This window comes from Micromonospora terminaliae (genome assembly GCF_009671205.1).
GTDB classification, from domain to species: Bacteria; Actinomycetota; Actinomycetes; order Mycobacteriales; family Micromonosporaceae; genus Micromonospora; species Micromonospora terminaliae.
Map to the genome: position 1 here is coordinate 1,908,358 of NZ_CP045309.1, position 21,215 is coordinate 1,929,572.

Genomic DNA, 21,215 nt, shown 5'->3' on the forward strand with positions numbered 1-21,215 from the left:
CGGCGCTCGACACGGGCCGTGTCGAGCGCCGACACGTTCAGCCGTTGAGCATCACCTGGATGGCGTCGCCCCGACCGACCACGACCTCGGCGTCCAAGGTAACGAGAATGCGCCCGTCCCGGCACGACCAGTCACGCACCGGCAGGGTGCGATTGCGCAGACGTACCGTCACCCGTGCCGGGGACCGCGTCACCGCCAGGGCGATGCTGGATACCCGGAGGCGGCCGTACCGGACCTCGATGGTGCCGGTGAGGTGCCCGCCGTGGCGCTCCTGCTGGAACAGGCCCCACCCCTCCGCCGCGGTGAATGCGGCGGCGAACCTGTCGGGGCTGATCCGGGGCGCGAACCCGATGTGGCCGCGGGGGCCGTGGTACTCGAATCCGCAGGCCGCGAGGTAGACACCGTGGCTGGCCATGGCGCGGGCGTAGTGGTCGCCGCACTCGATCTCGTTGTACGGGTTGCGCTTGCCTGCGGCGTACCGGTCGTGCACCGCCCGGGTGAGGGTGAGCCCTTCCTCGACCAGGCCCTCCTGGAGCATCTGTGCCGCGACCTGGTACTCCTGGCCAGTCCACACCTCGTTGAAATACATCGCGGCCCAGCTCGCCGGGTTCCCGGCCGCGGTGTCGGCGCCACCGTGCGGCCAGGTGGTCATCAGCATGCCGTACTCGTGGTCCATCGCGAACCAGCGGCCGCCCGGAATGACGCTGTCCTCCCGGTAGTCGGCGTGGTCGGGCGTGAAGTTGTACCGGTAGAGACTCTCCAGGGCGCTGATGGCCTGCTCCGCGGGCACGACACGGGGGAGCCCGAGCTGACCGGCGAGGCTCTGCCCGAAGAGCTGGTCGATGTGGCACCCCCGATTGCTGTTGATCGCATCGGCGTGGGCCGGGTCGACCTCCTGAATGAAGTACTCACCGTTGAAGAGTTCCGTGGACAGGTACCGGCTGCCGGAATCGGCGAGGACCCGGCACCGGTCGGCGAACTCGGGCTGGCCCACCTCGTCGGCCATCGCCGCGCCCGCCCGCAGCGCCGCGACGTACATTCCGGTGATCCAGGCGATCTTTCCGTACCAGGTGGTGTCGAGCGTGTTCGGCTGCGGGCCGTCGAGCGTGCCGTCCGGGCCCACGTCGTGTTCCATGATCCACTCCAGCGCGCGCCGCAGCCGGGACCAGTTCACCCGCAGGTAGGTGTCGTCCGGCGCGGTGAGGTGTTCCCGGTAGCAGCGCAGGATGGTGCCGCACTGCCCGTCGGTGGCCCAGCCCATGTCGGCCTCGGCGCGGTTGCCGATCTGGCCCGTGTCCGGGTGGAATCCGATGCCGAGGTCCACGCGGCTGCGGGTGTCGCGTTCCAGCTGGGGGAAGAGCCGGGCGATGGACTGGGCGTAGTTCCACACGTGCTCACAGGTGCCCGGGCAGCAGTACACGCCCTCCCAGCCGTAGAACCGCCCGTCGTCGAACAGGTAGCAGGTGTTGGTGGCGAGCGTCGACGCGGGCGCCAGGGTGCGCTCCAGGAACCAGTGCGGCAGGGTGGCGTCGGCGTACCAGGTCTTCACCCAGATGCGGGTGTCGGCCTCCAACCGGTCGAGGTCGTGGGCGATGTGTTCCACCACCGCGCGGGCGTCGGCGAACCGGGTCGCGTAGTGCCGGCGCAGGCTGTCCGAGCCGCGCAGGAAGCCCAGCGAGACGCGGTCCGGCACGGGGAAGTGCCAGCCGAGCACGAATCGCACGGTGCGGCTCTGGCCGGGTGCGAGGCGGACCGCCACGCTCACCGACCCGGCCTGCCCGGCCAGCGAGCCGTCCACCTCGGTGGGGCCGGCCTCCGAGGCGAACACCTCGTCGAGGCTGTCCCACCCGGCGAGCGACGGGCGCGTCACCGCGCCTGCGTCGAGCGCGGCGAGGACGAGCGTGCCGTTGTCGGGCACCTGGTCCAGCGGCCGGGTGTCCGTCGGCACGTCGCTGAACACGATGCGGTCGACGTTGACGTGCCCCCACCCGCCGGTGTCCGCGTCCACGACCTCGATCACCGCCGTGCGCCCCTGGTACGCGGAGGCGTTCATCGTCGCCACGCTGACCGGCTCCGCGTCGCGGCCGGCCACGCTGGCCACCAGAACGCCGTCCACCAGGAGGTTGACGCACGTGCTGCCGCGGTGGCTCCCGCCGCCCACAGCCACGTTGACGTAGCGGCGCTCGACGGTGAACGGCCGGCTGGTCAGCTTGCCGGTGACCGCGTCGGCCCGGCCTGTGTCGCCGCCGGAGCCGCGGAAGTCGTGCGAGGTCACGAACCGCTGCCCGGACGCGCCGAGATCGCCGAAGCGCTTCATGTAGTCCGGAACCTCGGAGACCTGCACCGGGCCGGCGCCGAACGCGGTGCCCTCGACGGTCCAGCCGTCGTAGGTGTCGCGCTCCCAGTCCTCGAACACGATCTCCGGGCGGGGTGCCACGTCGGTGAACACGATCCGGTCGACGTTGACGTGCCCCCACCCGCCGGTGTGGGCGTCGACGATCTCGATGACCGCGGACTTCCCCTGGTGTGCGGAGACGTCCAGGTAGACGCTGTGCATCGCCTCGGCGTTGCGGCCGGTCGCCGTGGCGACCACCGCGCCGTCGACGAGCACGTTGACGCAGGCCTGGCCGGGGTGGTTGCCGCCGCCGATGGACAGCCGGATCGACTTGCGTGAGACCGTGAAGGGGGCGCTGGTGAGCTTGCCGGTCGGCTCGTCGGCCCGGCCGATGTCGCCGTTGGCCCCGCGGAAGTCGTGCGAGGTGACCAGTCGCTGTCCGGTCGCGTTGAGCGGCCCGCCGCCCTTCATGTAGTCGGGTATCTCGGAGACCAGCACCGGGCCGGCGCCGAAGGCGGTGCCCTCGACGGTCCAGCCCTCGTAGGTGTCCCGCTCCCAGTCCTCGAAGACGACGTCGGGGCGGTCGGCCGTCTCGGTCTGCTCGGCGGCCGAGAACCGGACTCCGCGCAGCGACCGGTCGCCGAACGCCGTCGACCGCAGCGTGATCCCGCGTTGCGTCCTGGTGTCCAGGCAGACCGGATTCTCGACGTAGCCGAGCAGCGTCGCGTCCACCGTCCGGTGCGACGTGTTGCGCAGCGTGTAGACCAGCACGGTCGCCGGCAGCGTCGAGTCCGCGACCGACAGCGGTACGAACGGCGAGAACCCCTCCAGGGTCACCTCGACCGGAGCGTCGGCGGCTGAGTACCGGACGGTGCCGATGGGGTACTGCCCGGTGAAACGCACCTGGTCGAAGCCGGTGGCGTCGAGCGCGCGGGTCTGGACCCGCCCGCCAGCGCGGGTCCGCAGCGCGAAACCGTGCCGGACGGGCGAGGCGGGCTGCCGAGGGCTCGCGTACCCGACGTCGGTGGTGCCGGCCGCCGGCCGGTTGAAGATGTCCCAGTTCCACAGCCGCCCGTCGCCGCCGAGGTACAGCTGGCCGGTGGCGCCACCGCCGACCGGCATGCCGAGCCAGCGCAGGTCGGCGCCGGCGTAGCTGGTGGGCTCGTCCCGGCGGTACAGCGCCGCGGACCAGTCGGGCGGCAGCGCCTTGTCGACCGGTACGCCGATCAGCCGATCCTCGGGTACGCCGAGGGCGGCGGCGGCTTCGGCCCGGGAGCCGGCGAGCACGGTGCCGGCGGTGAGCCCGAGGGAGAGGGTGAGGAACTGCCGGCGGTTCGGGCCGCAGGCGTTGCCGGGACAGCACTGGTCGTTCATCTGGTCTGCCATGGGTGCTCCTGACGGTCAGGCCGGTGTGGCCGGGAGACGGTGCACGGGGCGGGGGTAGGACGGCGTGAAGGCGTTCGCCGGGCCGGGCCGGGCGGCGGCGCCGGCCGCGAGGTCGGCGTCGTAGGCGGCGGCCCGTACCAGCGATTCGAGGTCCCCCGGTGGACAGGTGGCGCGGACGTTGACCAGCACGGTGGCCCGGGCCACCGCCGGTCCGTCGCCCCCGGCGGGCTCGTGCCGCGGCGGGTCACCGGCGGCCACGACGCTCATTCGGATCCGCCCGGCGGGCGACTGGATGGCGAGTTTGGCGTGACCGATGACGTCTCCCCGCCGGGCGCAGGCGGCGGAGAGCGATTCGAGGGCGACGTGTGCCCAGCGTCGCGGGGAGAACCCGCTGTCGGCCGAGACCTGCCATACCTGGTTGAGCCAGCTCAGCCGCGCCTCCGCCGCGGCGTACCGGTCGTAGTCGACGTCCAGGTCCACGCCGCGGTCGCGCGGTGGCTCGCCGGTCCACCGCGCGATGAGCTCGTCGACGTGCTCGCCGTGGCTCGCGCTGTAGCCGAGGACGGACGCGCCGGGGTAGCCGCCCCGGATCTGGTCGAGGAGCGCGCCGAGCGCGGCGGGGGGCAGGGTGTCGGACTTGTTGACCGCGATGAGGTTCGCCTCGGCGAGCTGGCGGTCGAACAGGTAGCCGAGGTCGCCGTCCAGCATGCCGACGCGCGCCGGATCGACGATCGTGGTGAGGGGGGCCAGCGTCAGGCGGTCGCCGTAGCGGGCCCGCAGGGGGCGGATGACCGTCGCCTGCAGGTCGGTGCAGCTGCCGACGGCCTCGGCCAGGATGGTGTCGGCCCGCCCGGTGTCGAGCAGGTCCGTCACCAGGTCGGCGAGGTCCTCGAAGCGACAGCAGAAGCAGCCGTCGGTCACCTCGCCGACCTCGGGCACAACGTCCCGGGCCAGTTGGGTGTCGACGAGGTCGCTGCCCTGGTCGTTGGTGATCACCGCGACCCGGCTGCCGCGTGCGGTGAGCAGCCGTCCGGCGGCCAGCATGGTCGTGGTCTTGCCCGCGCCGAGGAATCCGGTGAGGACGACGAGTCGGGGCACGGCTGCCCCCTCCCAGCGCGCCGAGGGTCGCGGTGCGCTTCGTCAGCGAGAAATCGTTTGCTCGGTTCTGAACGAGGACCATAGGAGCGGCGGGTGGGGCTGTCAACGTCGAAGCGCCGCCGACCTCGCCGGTCAGCACTGGAGGATTGACCGCCGCGCGACGGCTGCCTAACCTGATCGCAACTGCAGCGAGAAATCGATTCCTTGCCTGCCGCGTATCACGGCCCGCCCCACCCACCGATGTGGAAAGGCGATTCATGACACCCACCACCCGCGCACCACGTACCTCGTTCCGGCGGCTGCTCGGTGCCGCCGCCGCGGCGACGCTCGTCGCCGGCTCGGCCGTCGTCGGTCTCACCGGGCCCGCCACGGCCTCCACCGGACCGACCACGAACGGCCCCGTCGGCTGGGACGTCTACCGCCGGCTCGACCGGCTCCCGGAACTGACCGACGGATCCCGGGCCTACCAGTTCTCCAGCTTCGACCGCAGCGGCGGCAACGACGACGGCTTCTCCGGCCGGTACTCCTGCCTGCGCACCAGCGCCGACGGCTGCGTCATCGCCGAGGCCAGCGGCGCCGGCGAGATCGACTCCATCTGGTTCACCCGCGACGAGGGCAACGTCTCCGCCACGGGCAGGATCAAGGTCGTCCTCGACGGAGAGACCGTGCTCGACGCCAAGCTCCAGGATGTCGTGGACGGCAAGCTCGGTGCCCCCTTCGTCTACCCGGTGGTCGCCAACGCGGCGCAGAGCTCCGGGGGCGTCTACATCAAGGCGCCGATGACCTACCGCAGCTCGATGCGGGTCACCACCGAGAAGAACCCGATCTTCCACCACGTCTCCTACCGGAAGTTCACCACCTCCGACGGCGTGCGCACCTTCGACCCCACCGACCGGGCCGAGGACGTCATCGCGCAGCTCAAGGCCGCCGGCACCCGCGACCCCAAGCCCGCCCAGCCGGGCGCCGCGACGGCCGAGCGGACCTTCGCCGTCCCCGCGGGCGGCCGGGCGACCCTCGCCAGTGGCGTAGGCCCCGGCGCGATCACCGCACTCCAGCTGAAGATTCCCCAGCTCGTCGGCGCGCCCCAGCCGATCGCCGACGACGGCCGCGCCTTCGGTGCCGGCGGCGGCAGCGAGTTCACCGTCGCCGTCGACCCGGCCAACACCGGCGTACGGCTCACCCGCCGGCTCGACCCACACATCGGGCACCAGCGGGCGCGGATCCTGGTCGACGGAGCACCGGTCGCTGAGTGGCCGGCCAACGACCCGGTGCCGTTCGGCACCTGGCTGGACCAGAGCGTCGAACTGCCGGCGAGCGCCACGGCCGGCAAGACGAAGCTGACCATCCGCAACGAGTTCATCTCCTCCGACCTCGACGTCAACGAGTTCACGTACTGGGTCGACAGCCTCGTCTCCGGCACCGCGAAGCGGACCGACACCGTCGACGTGGGCCCGGCGCACACCGACGTCGAGGCGGCGCACGGCTACCGGATCACCGCGCAGACCTGGCAGGGCAGCAACACCTTGTCCTACCCGGCCGACGACGACCGCAAGGCGGCCGTCGCCGCGTCCGACGCGGTGCTGCGCGACACCCGGCTGCGCATCTCGTTCGACGACAGGACCACGGTGGACGCACCCCTCGGCGAGTTCTTCGGCACCGGCCTCGGGCTGCACTCCGTCCGGTCCCTGATGTTCGGCGTCGACCCGGCGACCGCGACCCTGTCGGCCTGGTGGCCGATGCCCTACCGGTCGCGCTGGTCGATCGAGCTGCGCAACGGATCCGACGTGGCGATCAAGCCGTCGGTGGCCACCGTGACCACCGAGAGCTCCGCCCGCTGGGCGGCGGCCCTGCGGCCGACCGGCGACACCGGCTACTTCCGGGCTACCGCGACCAGCGCCGACACCACGCCGGGAGCGGACCATCTCTTCCTCGACGTCGCCGGACGGGGGAAGTTCGTGGGGGTCACCCACACCATGGAGGGGCACATCCCCGCCGGCAACCAGCGCAACTACCTGGAGGGTGACGAGCGGGTCTACGTGGACGGCGCGCAGAGCCCGAGCATCCACGGCACCGGCACCGAGGACTTCTACGAGAGCGGCTGGTACTTCAACCACGGCACGTTCTCCGCGCCCATGAACGGCAACCCGGCCCACGAGGTCGCCGCCTACGGCTGCCAGTACGACTGCACCGGGGCGTACCGGCTCATGCTCGCGGAGTCGGTGGCGTTCTCGACCGGACTGCGGTTCGGCATCGAGCACGGCCCGGGCGACCAGGACCCGGCCCGGTACGGCTCCACGGCGTACTGGTACGGCCAGGACACCCTCGGGCAGCGCTGGACGGACACGGTCGACGTGGGCGACGCCGTCAGCGAGACGGCTCACCAGTACGCGTCCGGCGGCGACCGGACGGTGCTCACGGCGACCTTCGAAGGCGACGACGGCGCGCCCCGACCGGTGACCGACGACGTCCGCGCCTCCACCGAACCGATCCGGTTCCGGGTGACCCTCGACGAGGACAACGCGGGCGCGGTCCTGCGCCGGGTCGGCGACCAGTCGGCCGGGTACCAGTCGGTGGCGGTCGATGTTGACGGGCAGGACGCCGGCACGTGGTCGCAGCCGCTGGCCAACGCGTCGCACCGGTGGTTGGAGGACGAGTACCGGCTCCCGGCCGCGCTCACCCGCGGCAGGGACGCGGTGACCGTCACGCTGACGCCCACCGCCGGCGCTCCGGCCTGGTCCGCGGCCCGGTACGCGGTGCTCAGCCTGGTCACGCCGTTCACCGACCACACGCCGCCGGGCGCGGTCAGCGGGCTCACCGCCACCAGCGGCACGACCAACGCCGTGACGGTGGCCTGGCGGCCGGCCGCGGACGACGTCTACGCCCCCAGGTACGAGGTGTTCGCCTCCCGCCAGGCGGACTTCACGCCGGGACCGGGCAACCGCGTCGGCACCACGACCCGCCCGAGCTTCGAGCACGCGGGTCTGGGGCTGCGCGAGACCTGGTACTACCGGGTGCGCGCGGTGGATGCGGCCGGCAACGCCGGGCCGTACTCGCCGACCGCCTCAGCCAGCACCGGCGACACGCTGCGGATCGAAGGCGAATCGCTCCTGCCGGCGGTCAGCGCCGACGCGCCGGCCGACCCGCAGAGCGACTGCTGCGGCATCCACTGGTCGCAGAGCGCGCAGCTGTGGTTCCACGCGAACGGGCCGAACCAGAGCGTCACCGTCAACTTCACGGTGCCCACCACCGGGACCTATGACCTGCGCCTCGTGCAGACGCTGGCCCGGGACTACGGCACCAACACGGTGGCGATCGACGGTGCCCGGATCGGGCCGGCCTTCGACGCGTACCACTCGCCGGAGGTGGTCGTGAGCGACCCGCTCGACTACGGCCAGCGAGAGCTGACGGCGGGCCGGCACACGCTCACGCTCACCGTGACCGGCAAGGCCGCCGCGGCGGTCGGCTACCTGGCAGGGCTCGACTACGTCGAGGCGCGGCTCGTGTCGTGACCGACCGGAGCCGCCGGGTCCGCACCGGGCCCGGCGGCTCCGGCCCGACCCGCAGCAGACCCGCAGACGACTGACGAGGTGCCGCATGACAGAACACCCGCTGGTCCGGATGACCGGCATCGGCAAGCGGTTCGGCGGTGTGCACGCCTGCCGCGACATCGACCTCACCGTCCGGGCGGGTGAGGTGCACGCGCTGCTCGGCGAGAACGGCGCCGGCAAGTCGACACTGATCAACATCCTCTCCGGCGTGATCACCGAGTACGACGGCACCATCGAGCTGGACGGGCGGCCGGTGAGTTTCGCCGGCCCGTCCGACGCCCAACGCGCCGGCATCGCCACGATCCACCAGGAGCTGGACCTGGTGGCCGGGCTGTCCATCGCGGAGAACATGTTCCTCGGCCGCGAGCCGCGCACCCGGGTGGGCACCGTCGACCTCCGGCGGATGCGCCGGCAGGCCACGGACCATCTGCGTACGCTCGGCGCCGACCTCGAACCGCGGCGGCTCGTCGGGTCGTTGCGCGTCGGCGAGCAGCAACTGGTCGAGATCGGCCGGGCCCTGTCGCTCAACGCGCGGGTGCTGATCATGGACGAGCCGACCGCCGCCCTGGCGGACGCCGAGGTCGAACGCCTCTTCGCGACGATCGCGGAGCTGCGCCGGGCCGGCGTCGGCATCGTCTACATCTCGCACCGGATGGCGGAGATCGAGGTCGTCGCGGACCGGGTCACCGTGCTGCGCAACGGCGGCGTCGCGGGCAGCGTCGACCCGAAGACCGCCTCCCGCGACGACATCATCCAGCTGATGGTCGGCCGGTCGGTCGACGCGCTCTACGGCGAGGGGCGCAACGAGCCCGGGGACGTGCTGCTCGACGTCCGTGGACTCGCCGTGGCGCCACGCCGGCCGACACCCGGGCGGACCGAGCCGGCCGGTGTCGACCTCACGGTGCGTTCCGGCGAGATCGTCGGACTCGCCGGGCTGATGGGCGCGGGCCGCACCGAACTTCTCGAGACGCTCTTCGGCGCCGGGGGCTCCGGCCGCCGCGCCGGCCAGGTGACGTTCGACGGCCGCCCGTACCGCCCGCACGGCCCACGGTCGGCCCTGGCGCGCGGGGTGGCGTTCGTTCCCGAGGACCGGCGTGGCGCCGGGCTGATGCTCGAGCACTCGGTGAGCGACAACGTCGTGCTCTCCGCGCTGTCGACACTATCGAGGCTCGGCCTCGTACGCCGGCAGGCGGTGAAGCGGACGGTGGCCGGGCAGCTCAGCGCCCTGGCGGTGAAGGCCGCCTCGCCCGTGGTCGCCACCGCCACGCTCTCCGGCGGCAACCAGCAGAAGGTCGTGTTCGCCAAGCAACTGCTGACGCGACCGCGGCTGCTGCTGCTCGACGAGCCGACCAGAGGCGTCGACATCGGGGCCAAGGCCGAGATCTACCGGCTGCTGCACCAACTCGCCGACACCGGCATGGCGATCCTGCTCGCCTCGTCCGAACTGCCCGAGCTGCTCAGCATCTGTGACCGGGTGGTCGTCCTGCACCGCGGTCACACCGTGGCCGCGTTGCCCCGCGCGTCCGCCACCCAACAAGCGATCCTCGCCGCGGCCAACGGGGCCGATGCCAAGGAGGCCCGATGAACTCGCCCAACCCCACCTCCGTCGCTGAGGCGCCGCGCGAGGCGCCGCCCCGACGCGGGCCGATCCGACTGCCGCGGGACCGGCACGCGATCGTCGACAGCTTCTTCCGCTTCCAGAGCCTGTTCGGCCTGGCCGCGGTCTTCATCATCGCGATCGCCGTGTCGCCCGTCCGCAACGGCGAGAGCGTCTTCCTCAGCTCCGGGAACCTCGCCAACATCGTCCGGGCGGTCTCGGAGATCGGCATCATCGCGGTCGGGATGACGTTCGTAATCCTGATCGGCGGCATCGACCTGTCCGTCGGGGCGGTGCTCGGGCTCGCCGCGGTCGGGTCCGCCACCCTCATGGTCGACAGCGGCATGGGCATCCTCCCGACGGTCCTGATCGTGCTGTTGATCGGCACCGCGTTCGGCGCCACCCAGGGTGCGATCGTCGCCCGGCTCGGCATCCAGTCGTTCATCGTCACCCTCGCCGGCCTGCAGGCGGCCCGGGGCATCGCGCGGATGTGGTCCGGCGGGCTGGGCATCCCCATCGCCTACGGTGACGGGCCGCAGGAGGCCCCGGAGGCGTTCTCGACGCTGAGCGGGTCCATCAACGGGGTCCTCCCGGTGCCGGCGCTGCTGTTCCTCGCCATCGGCGTCGGCGCGCTGCTGGTGCTGCGCACCACGGCCTTCGCCCGGCACGTGTACGCCATCGGCGGCAATGAGAAGGCCGCCCGGCTGTCCGGGGTGCCGGTGCGCCGTGTCCGCATCACCGTGTTCGCGATCTCCGGCCTGCTCGCCGCGCTGGCCGGGATCATCCACGCCGGGCAGCTCAACCAGGGCAGCCCGAACGACGGCGCCGGCTACGAGCTGGACGCGATCGCGGCCGTGGTCATCGGCGGGACGAGCCTTGCCGGTGGCAGTGGATCCATGGGCGGCACGATCGCCGGCGCCCTGCTGCTCGGGATCCTCAACAACATCCTCGCGCTCAACAACATCGACGCGAACGTGCAGCTGGTCGTCAAGGGCCTGGTCATCGTGGCTGCCGCCGCGCTGCAGAAGCTACGTCCTCGCATCGCCTGACCCACCACCCTATGGAGGAAACCATGCGTTACGCCCGAAGAGCCGCCACAATCGTGGCGCTCGCCGCGCTCGTCGCCACCTCGGCGTGCAGCGTCGAGGACGACCCCGGCAGCAGCAGCTCCGACGCCTCGGCGAAGTGCGGCAGCGGCAAGGACTTCCTGATCGGCATGTCCCAGGCCAACAACGCCGAGCCGTACCGGCAGGTCATGAACGACGACGTGAGCAACGCGGCGAAGGCCGTGCCCGGCTTCAAGGTGGTCGTCTCGGACGCGGCTCAGGACAACAGCAAGCAGGTGGCCGACGTGGAGAACTTCCTCTCCCAGGGCATCAACCTGCTGATCATCTCGCCGAACGAGGCGAAGCCGCTGACCGCGGTGGTCAAGAAGGCGTACGACCAGGGGATCCCGGTCATCGTGCTGGACCGCAAGGTCGAGGGTGACGCGTACACGGCCTTCATCGGTGGCGACAACGTCGCAATCGGAAAGGCGGCGGGCGAGTACTACGCCAAGACGCTGCTGCCGCAGGGCGGCAAGGTCGTGGAGATCTCCGGCCTGCCCGGCTCCACCCCGGCCGCCGAGCGCGCCCAGGGCTTCCGGGAGGGCATCGCCAGCAACCCGAAGATCCAGATCGTGGCGAGCCAGACCGCCGAGTGGCTGCGGGAGAAGGGGCAGAGCGTCATGGACGCGATGCTCAAGTCGACCCCGGACATCGACGCGGTGTACGCGCACAACGACCCGATGGCCGAAGGTGCCTACCTGGCGGCGAAGGCGGCCGGCAAGGAGACCGCGATCAAGTTCACCGGGATCGACGCGCTGCCCGTCCCCTCCGGCGGCATCAAGGCCGTCGAGCAGGGTCGCCTCCAGGCGACGTTCCAGTACCCGACCGGCGGGCGTGAGGCGATCGACCTGGCCAAGAAGATCCTCGTCGACTGCGCCAAGGACGTCCCGAAGACGACCACCCTCGGCACCCAGCAGATCACCAAGGAGAACGCCGCGGAGGTCTACACGAAGCTCGGCGGCAAGCAGTAGGGCCGGGCGCTGGTCCGCCGCCGGAGGTAGGCGGCGGACCAGCGCGGCCGCGCGCCCGTCCGGCGCACCCCCCCACGCCACCCGTTCACCCCTGGAGGAACGCATGCCCCGCCCACCGTCCCACGTCGGTCGGCTGTCCGCGCTGCTCGCCCTGGCCCTGGGACTGATCGTGGCCCCGGCGCCGGCCCGAGCCGCCGACAGCGCCGCGCCGAGCAACCAGCCGTACGAGAACCGGTCCGTCCAGGTCACCGCCGGCGAGTTCGTGAACGTGTACGACCCCAGCGTCGGCGAGGACGAGCGCTGGTACTACAACGACCACACCATGGTGCGTGACCGCGCGACCGGCCTGTGGCACGTCTTCGCGATCACCCATGCCGAGCCGGCCAACCCGTTGGACGAGAAGTTCTTCGGCCATGCCACGGCACCGTCACCCCGTGGCCCCTGGACGAAGCAGCCGTTCGCCCTCGAGGCCGACCCGAGCGCGGGGGAGACGCACATCTGGGCGCCGTACGTGCTGTTCCACGCCGGCACCTACTACATGTTCTACGCGGGCGGCACCGCCGACCACGAGGCGTACCGGATGCACCTCGCCACCTCCAAGGACCTGACGACCTGGACACGGCACCCGGGCAACCCGCTGTTCACCGACGGCTTCGACGGCCGGGACCCGATGGTGACCCGCGTCGGCAACCAGTGGGTCATGTACTACACCGCCAACAGCACCCCGGCCGGTGGCCACCACATCGTCGCCTACCGCACGAGCCGTGACCTGGTGCACTGGAGCGACCGGCGGACGGCCTTCGAGCACCCGGCCACCGGCACCTTCGGCGGGCCGACCGAATCGCCGTTCGTGGTGCACCGCGATGGCTCCTGGTATCTCTTCGTCTGCTGCGAGAGCGGCTACCAGGACACCCGCGTGTACCGCAGCGAAGACCCGTTCCACTTCACCGTCGACCAGCTCGCCGGCCGGATCGAGGCGCACGCCGCGGAGGTCGTCAAGGACGACTCCGGCGCCGGCCAGTGGTACGTCACCGGCGCCGGCTGGGGTCAGGGCGGGCTCTGGCTGGCGCCGCTGAACTGGCGTACGCCGGTCGTGACGAAGGGGAGGCTCGTCAGCACGCCCTACTACCGGGCCGTCGTGCAGACCGCACCCGAGTCCCGGCTGGTCTCCTACGAGGCCGACCCGACCGGCCAAGGCGCGTACCGGCCCGTGACGGACTCGTCGTTCCGTTCCACGGCGCCCTACCTCGCGGTCGGCACCTTCGGGCCCACCGACACGGCGGGGGCCGCCCGGACCGTGACCGTGTCGGCCGACGGCACGGACACGCTCCTGGCCGGCATCCCGCTCGGCGACGAGCCGGTGACCGTCGACTGGCGCTTCCGGTTCGCACCGACCACGGTGGACGTTGACCTCGTCTGGCACGTGACCGGCCCCACCAGCGCGCCGGTCTGGGAGGCCGCCTGGAACATCGACTCGGCCCTGCCCCGGCTCGCGGACCCCGCCGGCGGCGATCGCGACGGGGACGCGGCGGGCTTCACGCCGTGGACACTCGCCACGGACGACACGACCACGCTCGCGGTCGCGTACCGGGACGGGTCGGCCTGGAGCGAGGACAACCGGTGGTTCAACCGGCCGAGCGGCTCGATCGCCTGGCAGCCCCTGTGGCAGCCGGGCGGGCGGTCACTTCCGGTGGGCGACCTCCCGGGCGGGACCTGGCGCATCGGCGTGAGCGGCACGCCCGCCGACACCGGGTTTGCAGAGGCCCTCGCGGCCTCGCTCAACGGCGCGGCATAACCTCCGCCCCGCGGCCCGCAGGTCAGAGTCGCCCAGCAGGGATGTCAACAGCGCGGAAGCCCGTCACCGGTTCGCCCGGTGACGGGCTTCCGCACCCCTGGGGCTCGACATCGGGTTCCCCGACCGGACCTCGACTCGTCCACGACGCCATGCGCATCGAGGGCGACGGGACCGGCGCGGGCATGGGCGGCGGGGGACCCGGCCAGCAGGTCATCGTCATCGCCGTCCGCAACCGTCGAGGTCGTGCCGGGGTGGGTTGATCACGACGTTGCATCTGGCGGCAGCCGCTGTCGAGTCTGATGACCGCTGGTCATCCCGTCCAGGTCGGGCCGGGCACTCCGCCTCAGCGGCGGACGAGCCCGAGCCCGGCCCGAACCGGATCCTGGCCGGCAAGGCCTACCTCTCCACGGCCTGGGGACGGCGTGGCGAGACCGCCGTTCACGTCGCCGCTGCCGACGGCTGGCGCTGAGTTCGCAGCGATTACGAGGCGCGTTGCCAGAGCGGGGAGATCTGTGCCCGCGCGAGGCGCCAGCCGCCCGGCGTGCGTACGGCGGTGTACCGGGTCTGGAGGCCGGCCAGCCGGTGCGGCACCTCGCCCTCGTGGAAGAAGTACACGAGCTGGTGGGCTTTCACCTCGGCGCGGTCGCCGTCGAGGTCGACCACGACGTCGGTGTTGAAGTGCTGGGTCAGCACCTCCTCCGGGCTGGTTCGCCGCACGACGTCGACGATCTCGTCGATACCGCGCAGGGTGCCGCGTGGGCTGTGGGTTTCGGCGTCCGGTGCGTAGATGCTCCGCAGGTCGTCGAAGCGCCGCTCGTCCAGCGCCCACGCGAGCCTGGGGACCAGTTCGGCGATCTCGGTGCGGTCGGTCAGGGATGACATCTCGAATCTCCATTCGTTGGTGCGGCCAACGATACGGCAGATCGTTGGCGCAGCCAACGGTCTTGTTAGCATGGTCACCGTGGAATCGACACCGAGTCGTCTCGCGACAAAGGCGAGCTGGTTGATCTCGCAAACCGCCGTGCACTCGCGGCGGTTCGTCGCCGAGGGGTTCACCGCCGCCGAGGCGCGCGGCTACCACTACCGCGTGCTCGCCGCGTTGGAGGAGTTCGGTCCCGCGAGCCAGGCCGACCTGGGGCGACGCAGCCGCATGGACCGCAGTGACGTCGTCGCGGCCGTGACCGAGCTGGAAAGCCAGGGCTTCCTCGCGCGCAGCGCCGACCCGGCGGACCGCCGGCGCAACATTGTCACGATCACCAGGGCGGGCACTCAGCAGCTCCGACGGCTGGACCGCGTGCTCGACACCGTGCAGGACGAACTGCTCGCCCCGCTGTCGGCTGCCGAGCGGCAGACCCTTGTCGCGTTGCTCGGCAAGTTGATCGAGCACCACGGCGGCGTGCCGACCTCATGAGCCGACTGGGCGCCCACCAATGTCCTAGCGGACGCCGAAGTCGCCGCCGATCTGCCGGGCCTGCTGTGGCACCGCATCAACGTCGGCCAGGTGGCCCACGAAGGGCTAACGGCGGAACGGGCGGGTCATGGCTGCGAGGAGGGAATGCTCGCTGTCGTCACCGGCGAGCTGCCACGTGAACGCGCCCCGCAGCCCGTGCCCCGCCGCGAACGCCGCTCGTTCCTCGATGGAGTCGGCGTCCTCGTAGCTCACGAACGTCTGGGTCTCAGGATGGTAGAGCCACGGTGTGCGGGCGACCGGATGGCGGTGGTGCTGCCATGCCGGGTCGGGCAGCAGGTCACGGCTGATGTCGCGCCAGTTGCCGACATCGACGGTACCGATCTGGGGCTGGAACAGGCCGGCTTGCTCGCCAGGTGAGGTGACGCGGAATCCGCGGCCGTAGAACGGTACGCCGAGCACGAGCTTGTCGCGTGGTACGCCGTGACGCTCGTAGTAGTCGACCGCACCCGTGACGTTGTTCCACCGCCGCAGGCCGGGTTCGAGCGGGTCGTCGGCGACTTCCGTCAGTGGCGCGTTGAACGTAGCGATCGGGGAGAAGCCCGTACCGAAGTCGTAGGTCATGAGGTTGACGAAGTCGAGGACATCGGCGAGTTCCGCGAGCTCGAAGCTGTCCGCCGGGTCATACGGGCCGGCTGACTGCAGCCGCCCGGCCGGCAGGGCGGCGGTCAGCAGGCGGTCCGGGCCGAGACGGTCACGCAGGTCCTGGGCGAGCAGCGTGCAGTTACGCCGATCCTCGGGCCGCCGGGTCAGCTCGGCAGGGCCACCCGATACCGGAAACTCCCAATCCAGATCCACGCCGTCGAAGCCGGCGGTGAGCTCCACGCATTCGGCGACCAGGTTGGCGCGTGCGCGGGGGGTCAGCGCAGCATCGGAGAACCCGCCGGCACCCCAGCCACCGATCGAGATCATGATTCGCAGGTGCGGATGCGCCTGCTTGATCGCGGCGACCTGCGCTGGTGCCGCGGCAGGGGGCCTCAGGTGCCCGTCCTCGATCGTGGCGAATGCATAGAACAGGTGAGTCAGCAGGTCGGCGGGAAGGTGCTCGATCGGGTACTCGTGCGCGTCCGCTCCGGGAAAGTAGGCACCCAGAACCGTCCGCCCCATGATCACCCGGACACGGTAGCAGCAGGCGCCCAGAGCCGGGCCGGTGAATTCGGTGCGATGGCGCACCCGCACGCCTGGGAAACGCTGGCCGCTAAGCCACCGGACTTGACGATGTGAGCGTGCCGGCTCAGCTCGGTACTTCAGGCTGCGGCGATGAACACGAACTCACGGCCTGGACGATCCGGGGCCTCACGTACATCGAGGACCCGATAAGCGTTGGCAGCCAGGCTCGATTCCACCTCGTGGCGGCTGCGAAACCGGAGGGTCGAGTCGGACGTGACTACCGCGCCATCGGCCAGGAACCGGTAGGTGTACCGGAAGGAGACGAACGGAAGGCTGACGTCGGTGACCGCAAGGCGGCGTTCTACGTGCCCGATGCCCGGGACATCGAGGGTGACCGGATCAATGTCGGCGGCCCACTCCTCCCAGGCGCGACGTTCGGGGCACCTGGTCTCGAACACGAGATATCCGTTCGGGCGAAGCGCGGCGTGGATGCCCTGGAGAGTCTGTGCCCAGTCATTGTCGGCGAGGAAGACCTGCGCCACATTCCCGGTCATCGTCGCCAGATCAGCATCGAGCGCCGGCACTGACGTGGCATCGCCGTGGATCCAGGTGACCCTCGCGGCGTCGTCTTTCAACTTCGCGACCGCAAGTGACGCTTCGGCGGGGTCGACAGCCACGACTGTGTGGCCGCTACGAGCGAGCAGGATCGCCAGAGTTCCCGTGCCGCACCCGACATCAAGCACACGGCGTGCTCCGAACTCGTCGGCGATTGCGAGGTAGGCAGCCAAGTCGTCGCGGTCTCCATCAAAAGCGTCGTAGACGCGTGCGAGGCGAGGGTGAGCGAAGATCGCATCGGGCACCGGGCGACCATATCGACCAAGACGTGCTCTGGCGACAGAGATCCGACGCCATCGGCACCGACTCGCGGCGCGATGATGCAAACCCGGCCCTGACGGGCGACGAGGCCCTGGGTGCCCGCGCAGAGGAGACGCTTCGCCGGATGGGAATTGCGCGGCGTGCGGTGGCCGGAGCGGCTAGGTTGCCGGGCGTGTCCAGGATTGTTTCGGTCAACCTCGCGGTGCCGGAGCCCAACCCGGCAAAGGGCGTTGGTGTCACGGGCATCAACAAGCGGCCGGTTGATCACCTGGTCCACGTGCGGGCGCCAGGGCCGAAGACCACCGGTCTCCACAGCGGCCTGGTCGGTGACCAGATCTTCGACATCGAGCACCACGGCGGCGACGACCAGGCGGTGTACGCGTACGCGCGCCAGGACTACGACTGGTGGCAGGCGCGCCTGAGTCGCCCCCTGGCCAACGGGCTCTTCGGCGAGAACCTGACCACCGAGGGGGTGGACGTCAACGGCGCGGTCATCGGCGAGCGGTGGCGCATCGGTCCACGGTTGCTGCTCCAGCCGACGTTCGGCCGTATCCCGTGCGTCACGTTCCAGCACAAGATGGGCGAGCCGCGCTGGGTGAAGACCTTCACCCGGGCGAACCGCCCGGGCGCGTACCTGCGCGTGCTGGAGCCGGGCGAGGTGTGGGCCGGTGATCCGGTGAGCGTGGAGGACCGTCCGGCGCACGGGGTGACGATCGCGCAGGCGTTTCGGGCGTACCTCACCGAGCCGCAGCTGCTGCCCGAGCTGGTCGAGATCGACGGGCTGCCCGACGACCTGCGCGAGACCCTCGCCGAACGGCTTCACCGGCGGCGGTAGCTCGTGATTCAGTGGCCGAGGCTGCCGACATCGGCAGGCGTGTGTCGAGCAGCCCCTCGGCCGTACCGGTGTAGGGCCTGGTCACCCGCGTGTTCGACACGGAGCCGCGCGGCGCCGAGGCCGGCAGCCAACGCTCCCCGGGCCGGCACGACAAGATCGCGCGGTAGCGGGAATGCGCCGATGGCGGGCATGCGGGCGGGCCGGTGCCCGTAGGGTGTCATCAGGCGAGGACGGTGCGGGGGTCCGGGGGACGTCGATGGTGACCGAAGGCGGCGCCAACACGGCGGCTCCGATCCCACGGGACCCCGCCCGCCCGGCGTTCCTGGAGCTCTTCTTCGACCTGACGTACGTCTTTGCCATGATCTCCCTGGTCAAGACGCTCGCCGACGACGTGAGCTGGACCGGCGTCGGCCAGACGCTGGTCCTGCTACTCGCGTTCACGCTGGTCTGGGCGGTGACCACGTGGGCCGCCGACACCCTGGACCTGTCGCGGCCCGCGGTCCAGGTGCAGTTCATCGGGGTGGCGGCCGCCAGCCTGCTGCTTGCGGCCGCGGCACCCGACGCGTACGACGGGCGCGGCCTGCTCTTCGCGATCACCTACCTGGCGATCCACCTCGGGTCGAGCAGCTACTACCTCCTGCTCCTGCCGAGCGCAGCCGAGCCGCGTCGCAGCGGCCGGGTCTTCTTCTGGTACACCATCGCCGCCGTCGGCTGGATCGGCGGCGCGCTGGCCACCGGCCACACCCGCCTTTTGATCTGGGCGGTGACCATCGCCATGGAGTACGTCGCCGCCTCGCTCGGCTGGCCGCTGCCGAAGCTCGGGCGGTCGCAGCCGCAGGAGTGGCGGCTGGTCGGCGAGCGGGTGGCCGAGCGGTACCGGCAGTTCGTCATCATCGCGCTCGGCGCGTCCATCTTCGTCACCGGGACGACCTTCACCCGGACCGACTACACGATGGAGCGGGCCTGGGCGCTCCTGGTGGTGTTCACGATCGTGGTGCTGGCCTGGCGGATCTACATCTACCGGGCTGGCGAGCTGCTGACCGAGGCCATCGCGCGATCGGCGAACCCGTCCCTGCTCACACAGTCCGCCGCGGTCACTCACCTGATCATGGTGGCGGGCATCGGCGGCATGGCGGTCACGAGCCACCTCGTCGTCCTGCGTCCCTTCGGGCAGACGCCGCCGGCGTGGGCTGCGGTTATCCTCGGCGGACCGGCGCTGTTCCTGGTCGGCCGCGCGGCGCTCGACTACACGGTCTTCGGTCGGATGTCCCGGTCCCGGCTGGCCGGGCTGGTCCTGCTGGCCGGCGCGGCGCCGGCTGCTGGCCTGCTGCCGCCGGTCGTGGTCGCGCTGCTCGCCATGACCATCCTGGCCCTGGTCGCCGCGGCGAACCTGGTGAGCACCCACCGGCACGCCCGCGTGCCGATGCCACCGGCGCTCGGGTGACGCTCAGGTCGGCACTGTGATCCGGACCGGCCGCGAGTGTGCGGGCAGCGTCTCCCAGACCAGGATCAGCAGCAGCACCAGATTCGCCACGATCAGGATGGCCAGCGGCGGGAGCAGCGCCGCGACGGGGCCGATCACGCACAGCACCACGATCCCCGACGCCCGGGACCAGAGGAGCCGTCCGGTGACCACGGCGTCGAACAGGCAACTCCCCAGCAGGAACAGCGCCGGCCCGCCCAGGATGGCGACGATCCAAGCGGCCGGTGCCGCACCGAACGGCTGGTCGATGACCAGCGCGACGCTGGTCGACACCACCAGCACCCCGGCCACCATCACCAGATGGCTGTACGAGGTGGAGGTGCCGGGCCGCACCCGCTCCACCACCATGACGGCCGGTGGTGCCAGCAGCTGCCGCACCCGGTGGAAGTAGAGCTGGAAGAGCACGACGGCGCCGGCGAACCCGACGAAACTCGTGGCCACCCGGCCGGCCTGGAAACCGCTGCCGGCCAGCCCCAGACCGCAGCTCAGGATCAGCTCGCCAAGCGAAATGATGAAGATCTCTCGATGCCGCTCGGACAGGTGCATTCCGGTGAAGATCTGACTGGCCAGTTCGGTGCGACCAAGCTTCGGCGTCGGCCAGCCCAACCGGGCCGACCCGAGGTCGCCCGCCACCGCCACCGACCAGAGCAGCAGCCGAGCCGTTCCGTGCGCGAACGCCCCGGCCACCCACGGCAGCGCCGTGACCCCGAACCAGAAGAACACCCGGATGCTCCGCGCCTGGATCGGGCGGTTCACCCGGGTACCGGGGATGAGCACGGCGTCCCGAACCAGATGGATGCCGAAATACCCCGCAACGAACAGCCAACCGTAATCGGCGAAGGCGTACGGCACCGCGATCGCCATCAACAGAGTGCCGAACATGACCGCCAGGACGGTGGCCTGGATGACCGGCAGCCGCGGGTTGAACAAATCGGTGAGCCACGCGGTCAGTACCCAGACCCACCAGGCGGCCATCAACAGAACGGCGGTCTCGGCGGCGCCCCGGACGGTGAGGTCCCCGGCCAGTCCCGCCGAGAGCCTGGAGAGCATGAAGATGTAGACCAGGTCGAAGAAGAGCTCCAGGAACGTCGGATAGTCCGGCTCGCCGCGCCGGCGAAGGATCCGGGGGAGCGGGCTGGGCCTCACGCGTCTGCCTCCTTCGGGCACGCCCCTCGGGGGCGGAGGCACGCTTGTCCCGCCAACTTACAAAAGCGGAGGTCGCCGGAGGGCGGAAATGGAGCAGCAGGGCGGAAGCCGTACACCGGTCATCGGCCTGACCCCCCGACCGTCGGCGATGCAGTCCCCAGGGATGGCCGCCATCAGATGGCGGGGTGGGCGATCAGGCCAGGCAGGTCCGGCCGGTAGATCCCGCGCACGCCCTCCGGGCAGGACCGGTCTGCAGCCGCGGGTGAGCCCGTAGCCGGGCTGGCGCAGCCTCGCCAACCCCTCTCCCGCTCGGCCCGTTCCATCGAATCGTCGAGGGCGCTGCCGCAGGGCGCCGTAATGATTCGCCCGATGGGGATGAGGCCGGATCACCCTCCGTACTAGCAGGCTGTCGAGGTACCAGTTCGCTCAACGAAGCGACGTGATGCGTTCCAGCCGTTCGG

14 protein-coding genes are annotated in these 21,215 nt (G+C 71.1%); 8 read left to right on the top strand and 6 right to left on the bottom strand.

Translation table 11 applies throughout. The annotated features are described in order from the left end of the window. Positions 1–37: 37 nt before the first annotated feature. A complete protein-coding gene (locus tag GCE86_RS08475; protein ID WP_204342189.1) occupies positions 38–3,721 on the bottom strand; it encodes a GH116 family glycosyl hydrolase in 3,684 nt (1,227 codons plus the stop codon). A gap of 15 nt (positions 3,722–3,736) precedes the next feature. Next, positions 3,737–4,819 carry a GTP-binding protein gene (locus GCE86_RS08480; protein ID WP_204342188.1) on the bottom strand — a complete coding sequence of 361 codons (1,083 nt, stop codon included), beginning with the start codon at positions 4,817–4,819 and terminating at the stop codon, positions 3,737–3,739. A gap of 257 nt (positions 4,820–5,076) precedes the next feature. On the opposite strand from GCE86_RS08480, the gene GCE86_RS08485 reads away from it, so the two are divergent. From GCE86_RS08485 to GCE86_RS08505, 5 genes are all read left to right on the top strand, one after another. Continuing rightward, a complete protein-coding gene (locus GCE86_RS08485; RefSeq protein WP_154226426.1) occupies positions 5,077–8,328 on the top strand; it encodes a glycoside hydrolase family 172 protein in 3,252 nt (1,083 codons plus the stop codon). A gap of 85 nt (positions 8,329–8,413) precedes the next feature. Next, positions 8,414–9,952 (top strand): sugar ABC transporter ATP-binding protein, encoded by a 1,539-nt coding sequence (locus GCE86_RS08490; protein ID WP_154226427.1) that lies wholly within the window; start codon positions 8,414–8,416, stop codon positions 9,950–9,952. Further along, entirely contained in the window at positions 9,949–11,013 is a 1,065-nt protein-coding gene (locus GCE86_RS08495; RefSeq protein WP_154226428.1) for an ABC transporter permease, read from the top strand. The genes GCE86_RS08490 and GCE86_RS08495 overlap by 4 nt, the downstream gene beginning before the upstream one ends. A 23-nt stretch (positions 11,014–11,036) precedes the next feature. Continuing rightward, entirely contained in the window at positions 11,037–12,041 is a 1,005-nt protein-coding gene (locus GCE86_RS08500) for a substrate-binding domain-containing protein (protein ID WP_204342187.1), read from the top strand. Positions 12,042–12,144: 103 nt separating this feature from the next. Further along, positions 12,145–13,836: a family 43 glycosylhydrolase gene (locus tag GCE86_RS08505; protein WP_154226430.1), complete on the top strand. Its 1,692-nt coding sequence runs from the start codon at positions 12,145–12,147 to the stop codon at positions 13,834–13,836. Positions 13,837–14,316: 480 nt separating this feature from the next. Here the strand turns inward: GCE86_RS08505 and GCE86_RS08510 are convergent, their stop codons facing one another. Beyond that, positions 14,317–14,718 (bottom strand): nuclear transport factor 2 family protein, encoded by a 402-nt coding sequence (locus GCE86_RS08510; RefSeq protein ID WP_163636807.1) that lies wholly within the window; start codon positions 14,716–14,718, stop codon positions 14,317–14,319. A gap of 70 nt (positions 14,719–14,788) precedes the next feature. Here GCE86_RS08510 and GCE86_RS08515 point away from each other — a divergent pair, with 70 nt between their 5' ends. Next, the gene (locus tag GCE86_RS08515; RefSeq protein WP_204342186.1) at positions 14,789–15,247 is read left to right on the top strand and encodes a MarR family winged helix-turn-helix transcriptional regulator; all 459 of its coding nucleotides are present in this window, start codon (positions 14,789–14,791) and stop codon (positions 15,245–15,247) included. 105 nt (positions 15,248–15,352) lie between these two features. On the opposite strand, the gene GCE86_RS08520 is transcribed toward GCE86_RS08515, so the two are convergent. Together GCE86_RS08520 and GCE86_RS08525 are read right to left on the bottom strand one after the other, a co-directional pair. Then, a complete protein-coding gene (locus tag GCE86_RS08520; RefSeq protein ID WP_204342185.1) occupies positions 15,353–16,483 on the bottom strand; it encodes a glycoside hydrolase family 18 protein in 1,131 nt (376 codons plus the stop codon). 68 nt (positions 16,484–16,551) lie between these two features. Next, on the bottom strand, positions 16,552–17,274 hold the full coding sequence (locus tag GCE86_RS08525) for a class I SAM-dependent methyltransferase (protein ID WP_154226433.1): 723 nt from the start codon (positions 17,272–17,274) through the stop codon (positions 16,552–16,554). 188 nt (positions 17,275–17,462) lie between these two features. On the opposite strand from GCE86_RS08525, the gene GCE86_RS08530 reads away from it, so the two are divergent. After that, positions 17,463–18,125, top strand: coding sequence for an MOSC domain-containing protein (locus GCE86_RS08530; RefSeq protein WP_154226434.1), 663 nt, complete (start codon positions 17,463–17,465; stop codon positions 18,123–18,125). A 256-nt stretch (positions 18,126–18,381) separates the two neighbouring features. Beyond that, entirely contained in the window at positions 18,382–19,569 is a 1,188-nt protein-coding gene (locus tag GCE86_RS08535) for a low temperature requirement protein A (RefSeq protein WP_163636805.1), read from the top strand. 3 nt (positions 19,570–19,572) lie between these two features. On the opposite strand, the gene GCE86_RS08540 is transcribed toward GCE86_RS08535, so the two are convergent. Next, entirely contained in the window at positions 19,573–20,754 is a 1,182-nt protein-coding gene (locus tag GCE86_RS08540; protein WP_154226436.1) for a low temperature requirement protein A, read from the bottom strand. Between the last annotated feature and the right edge of the window lie 461 nt (positions 20,755–21,215).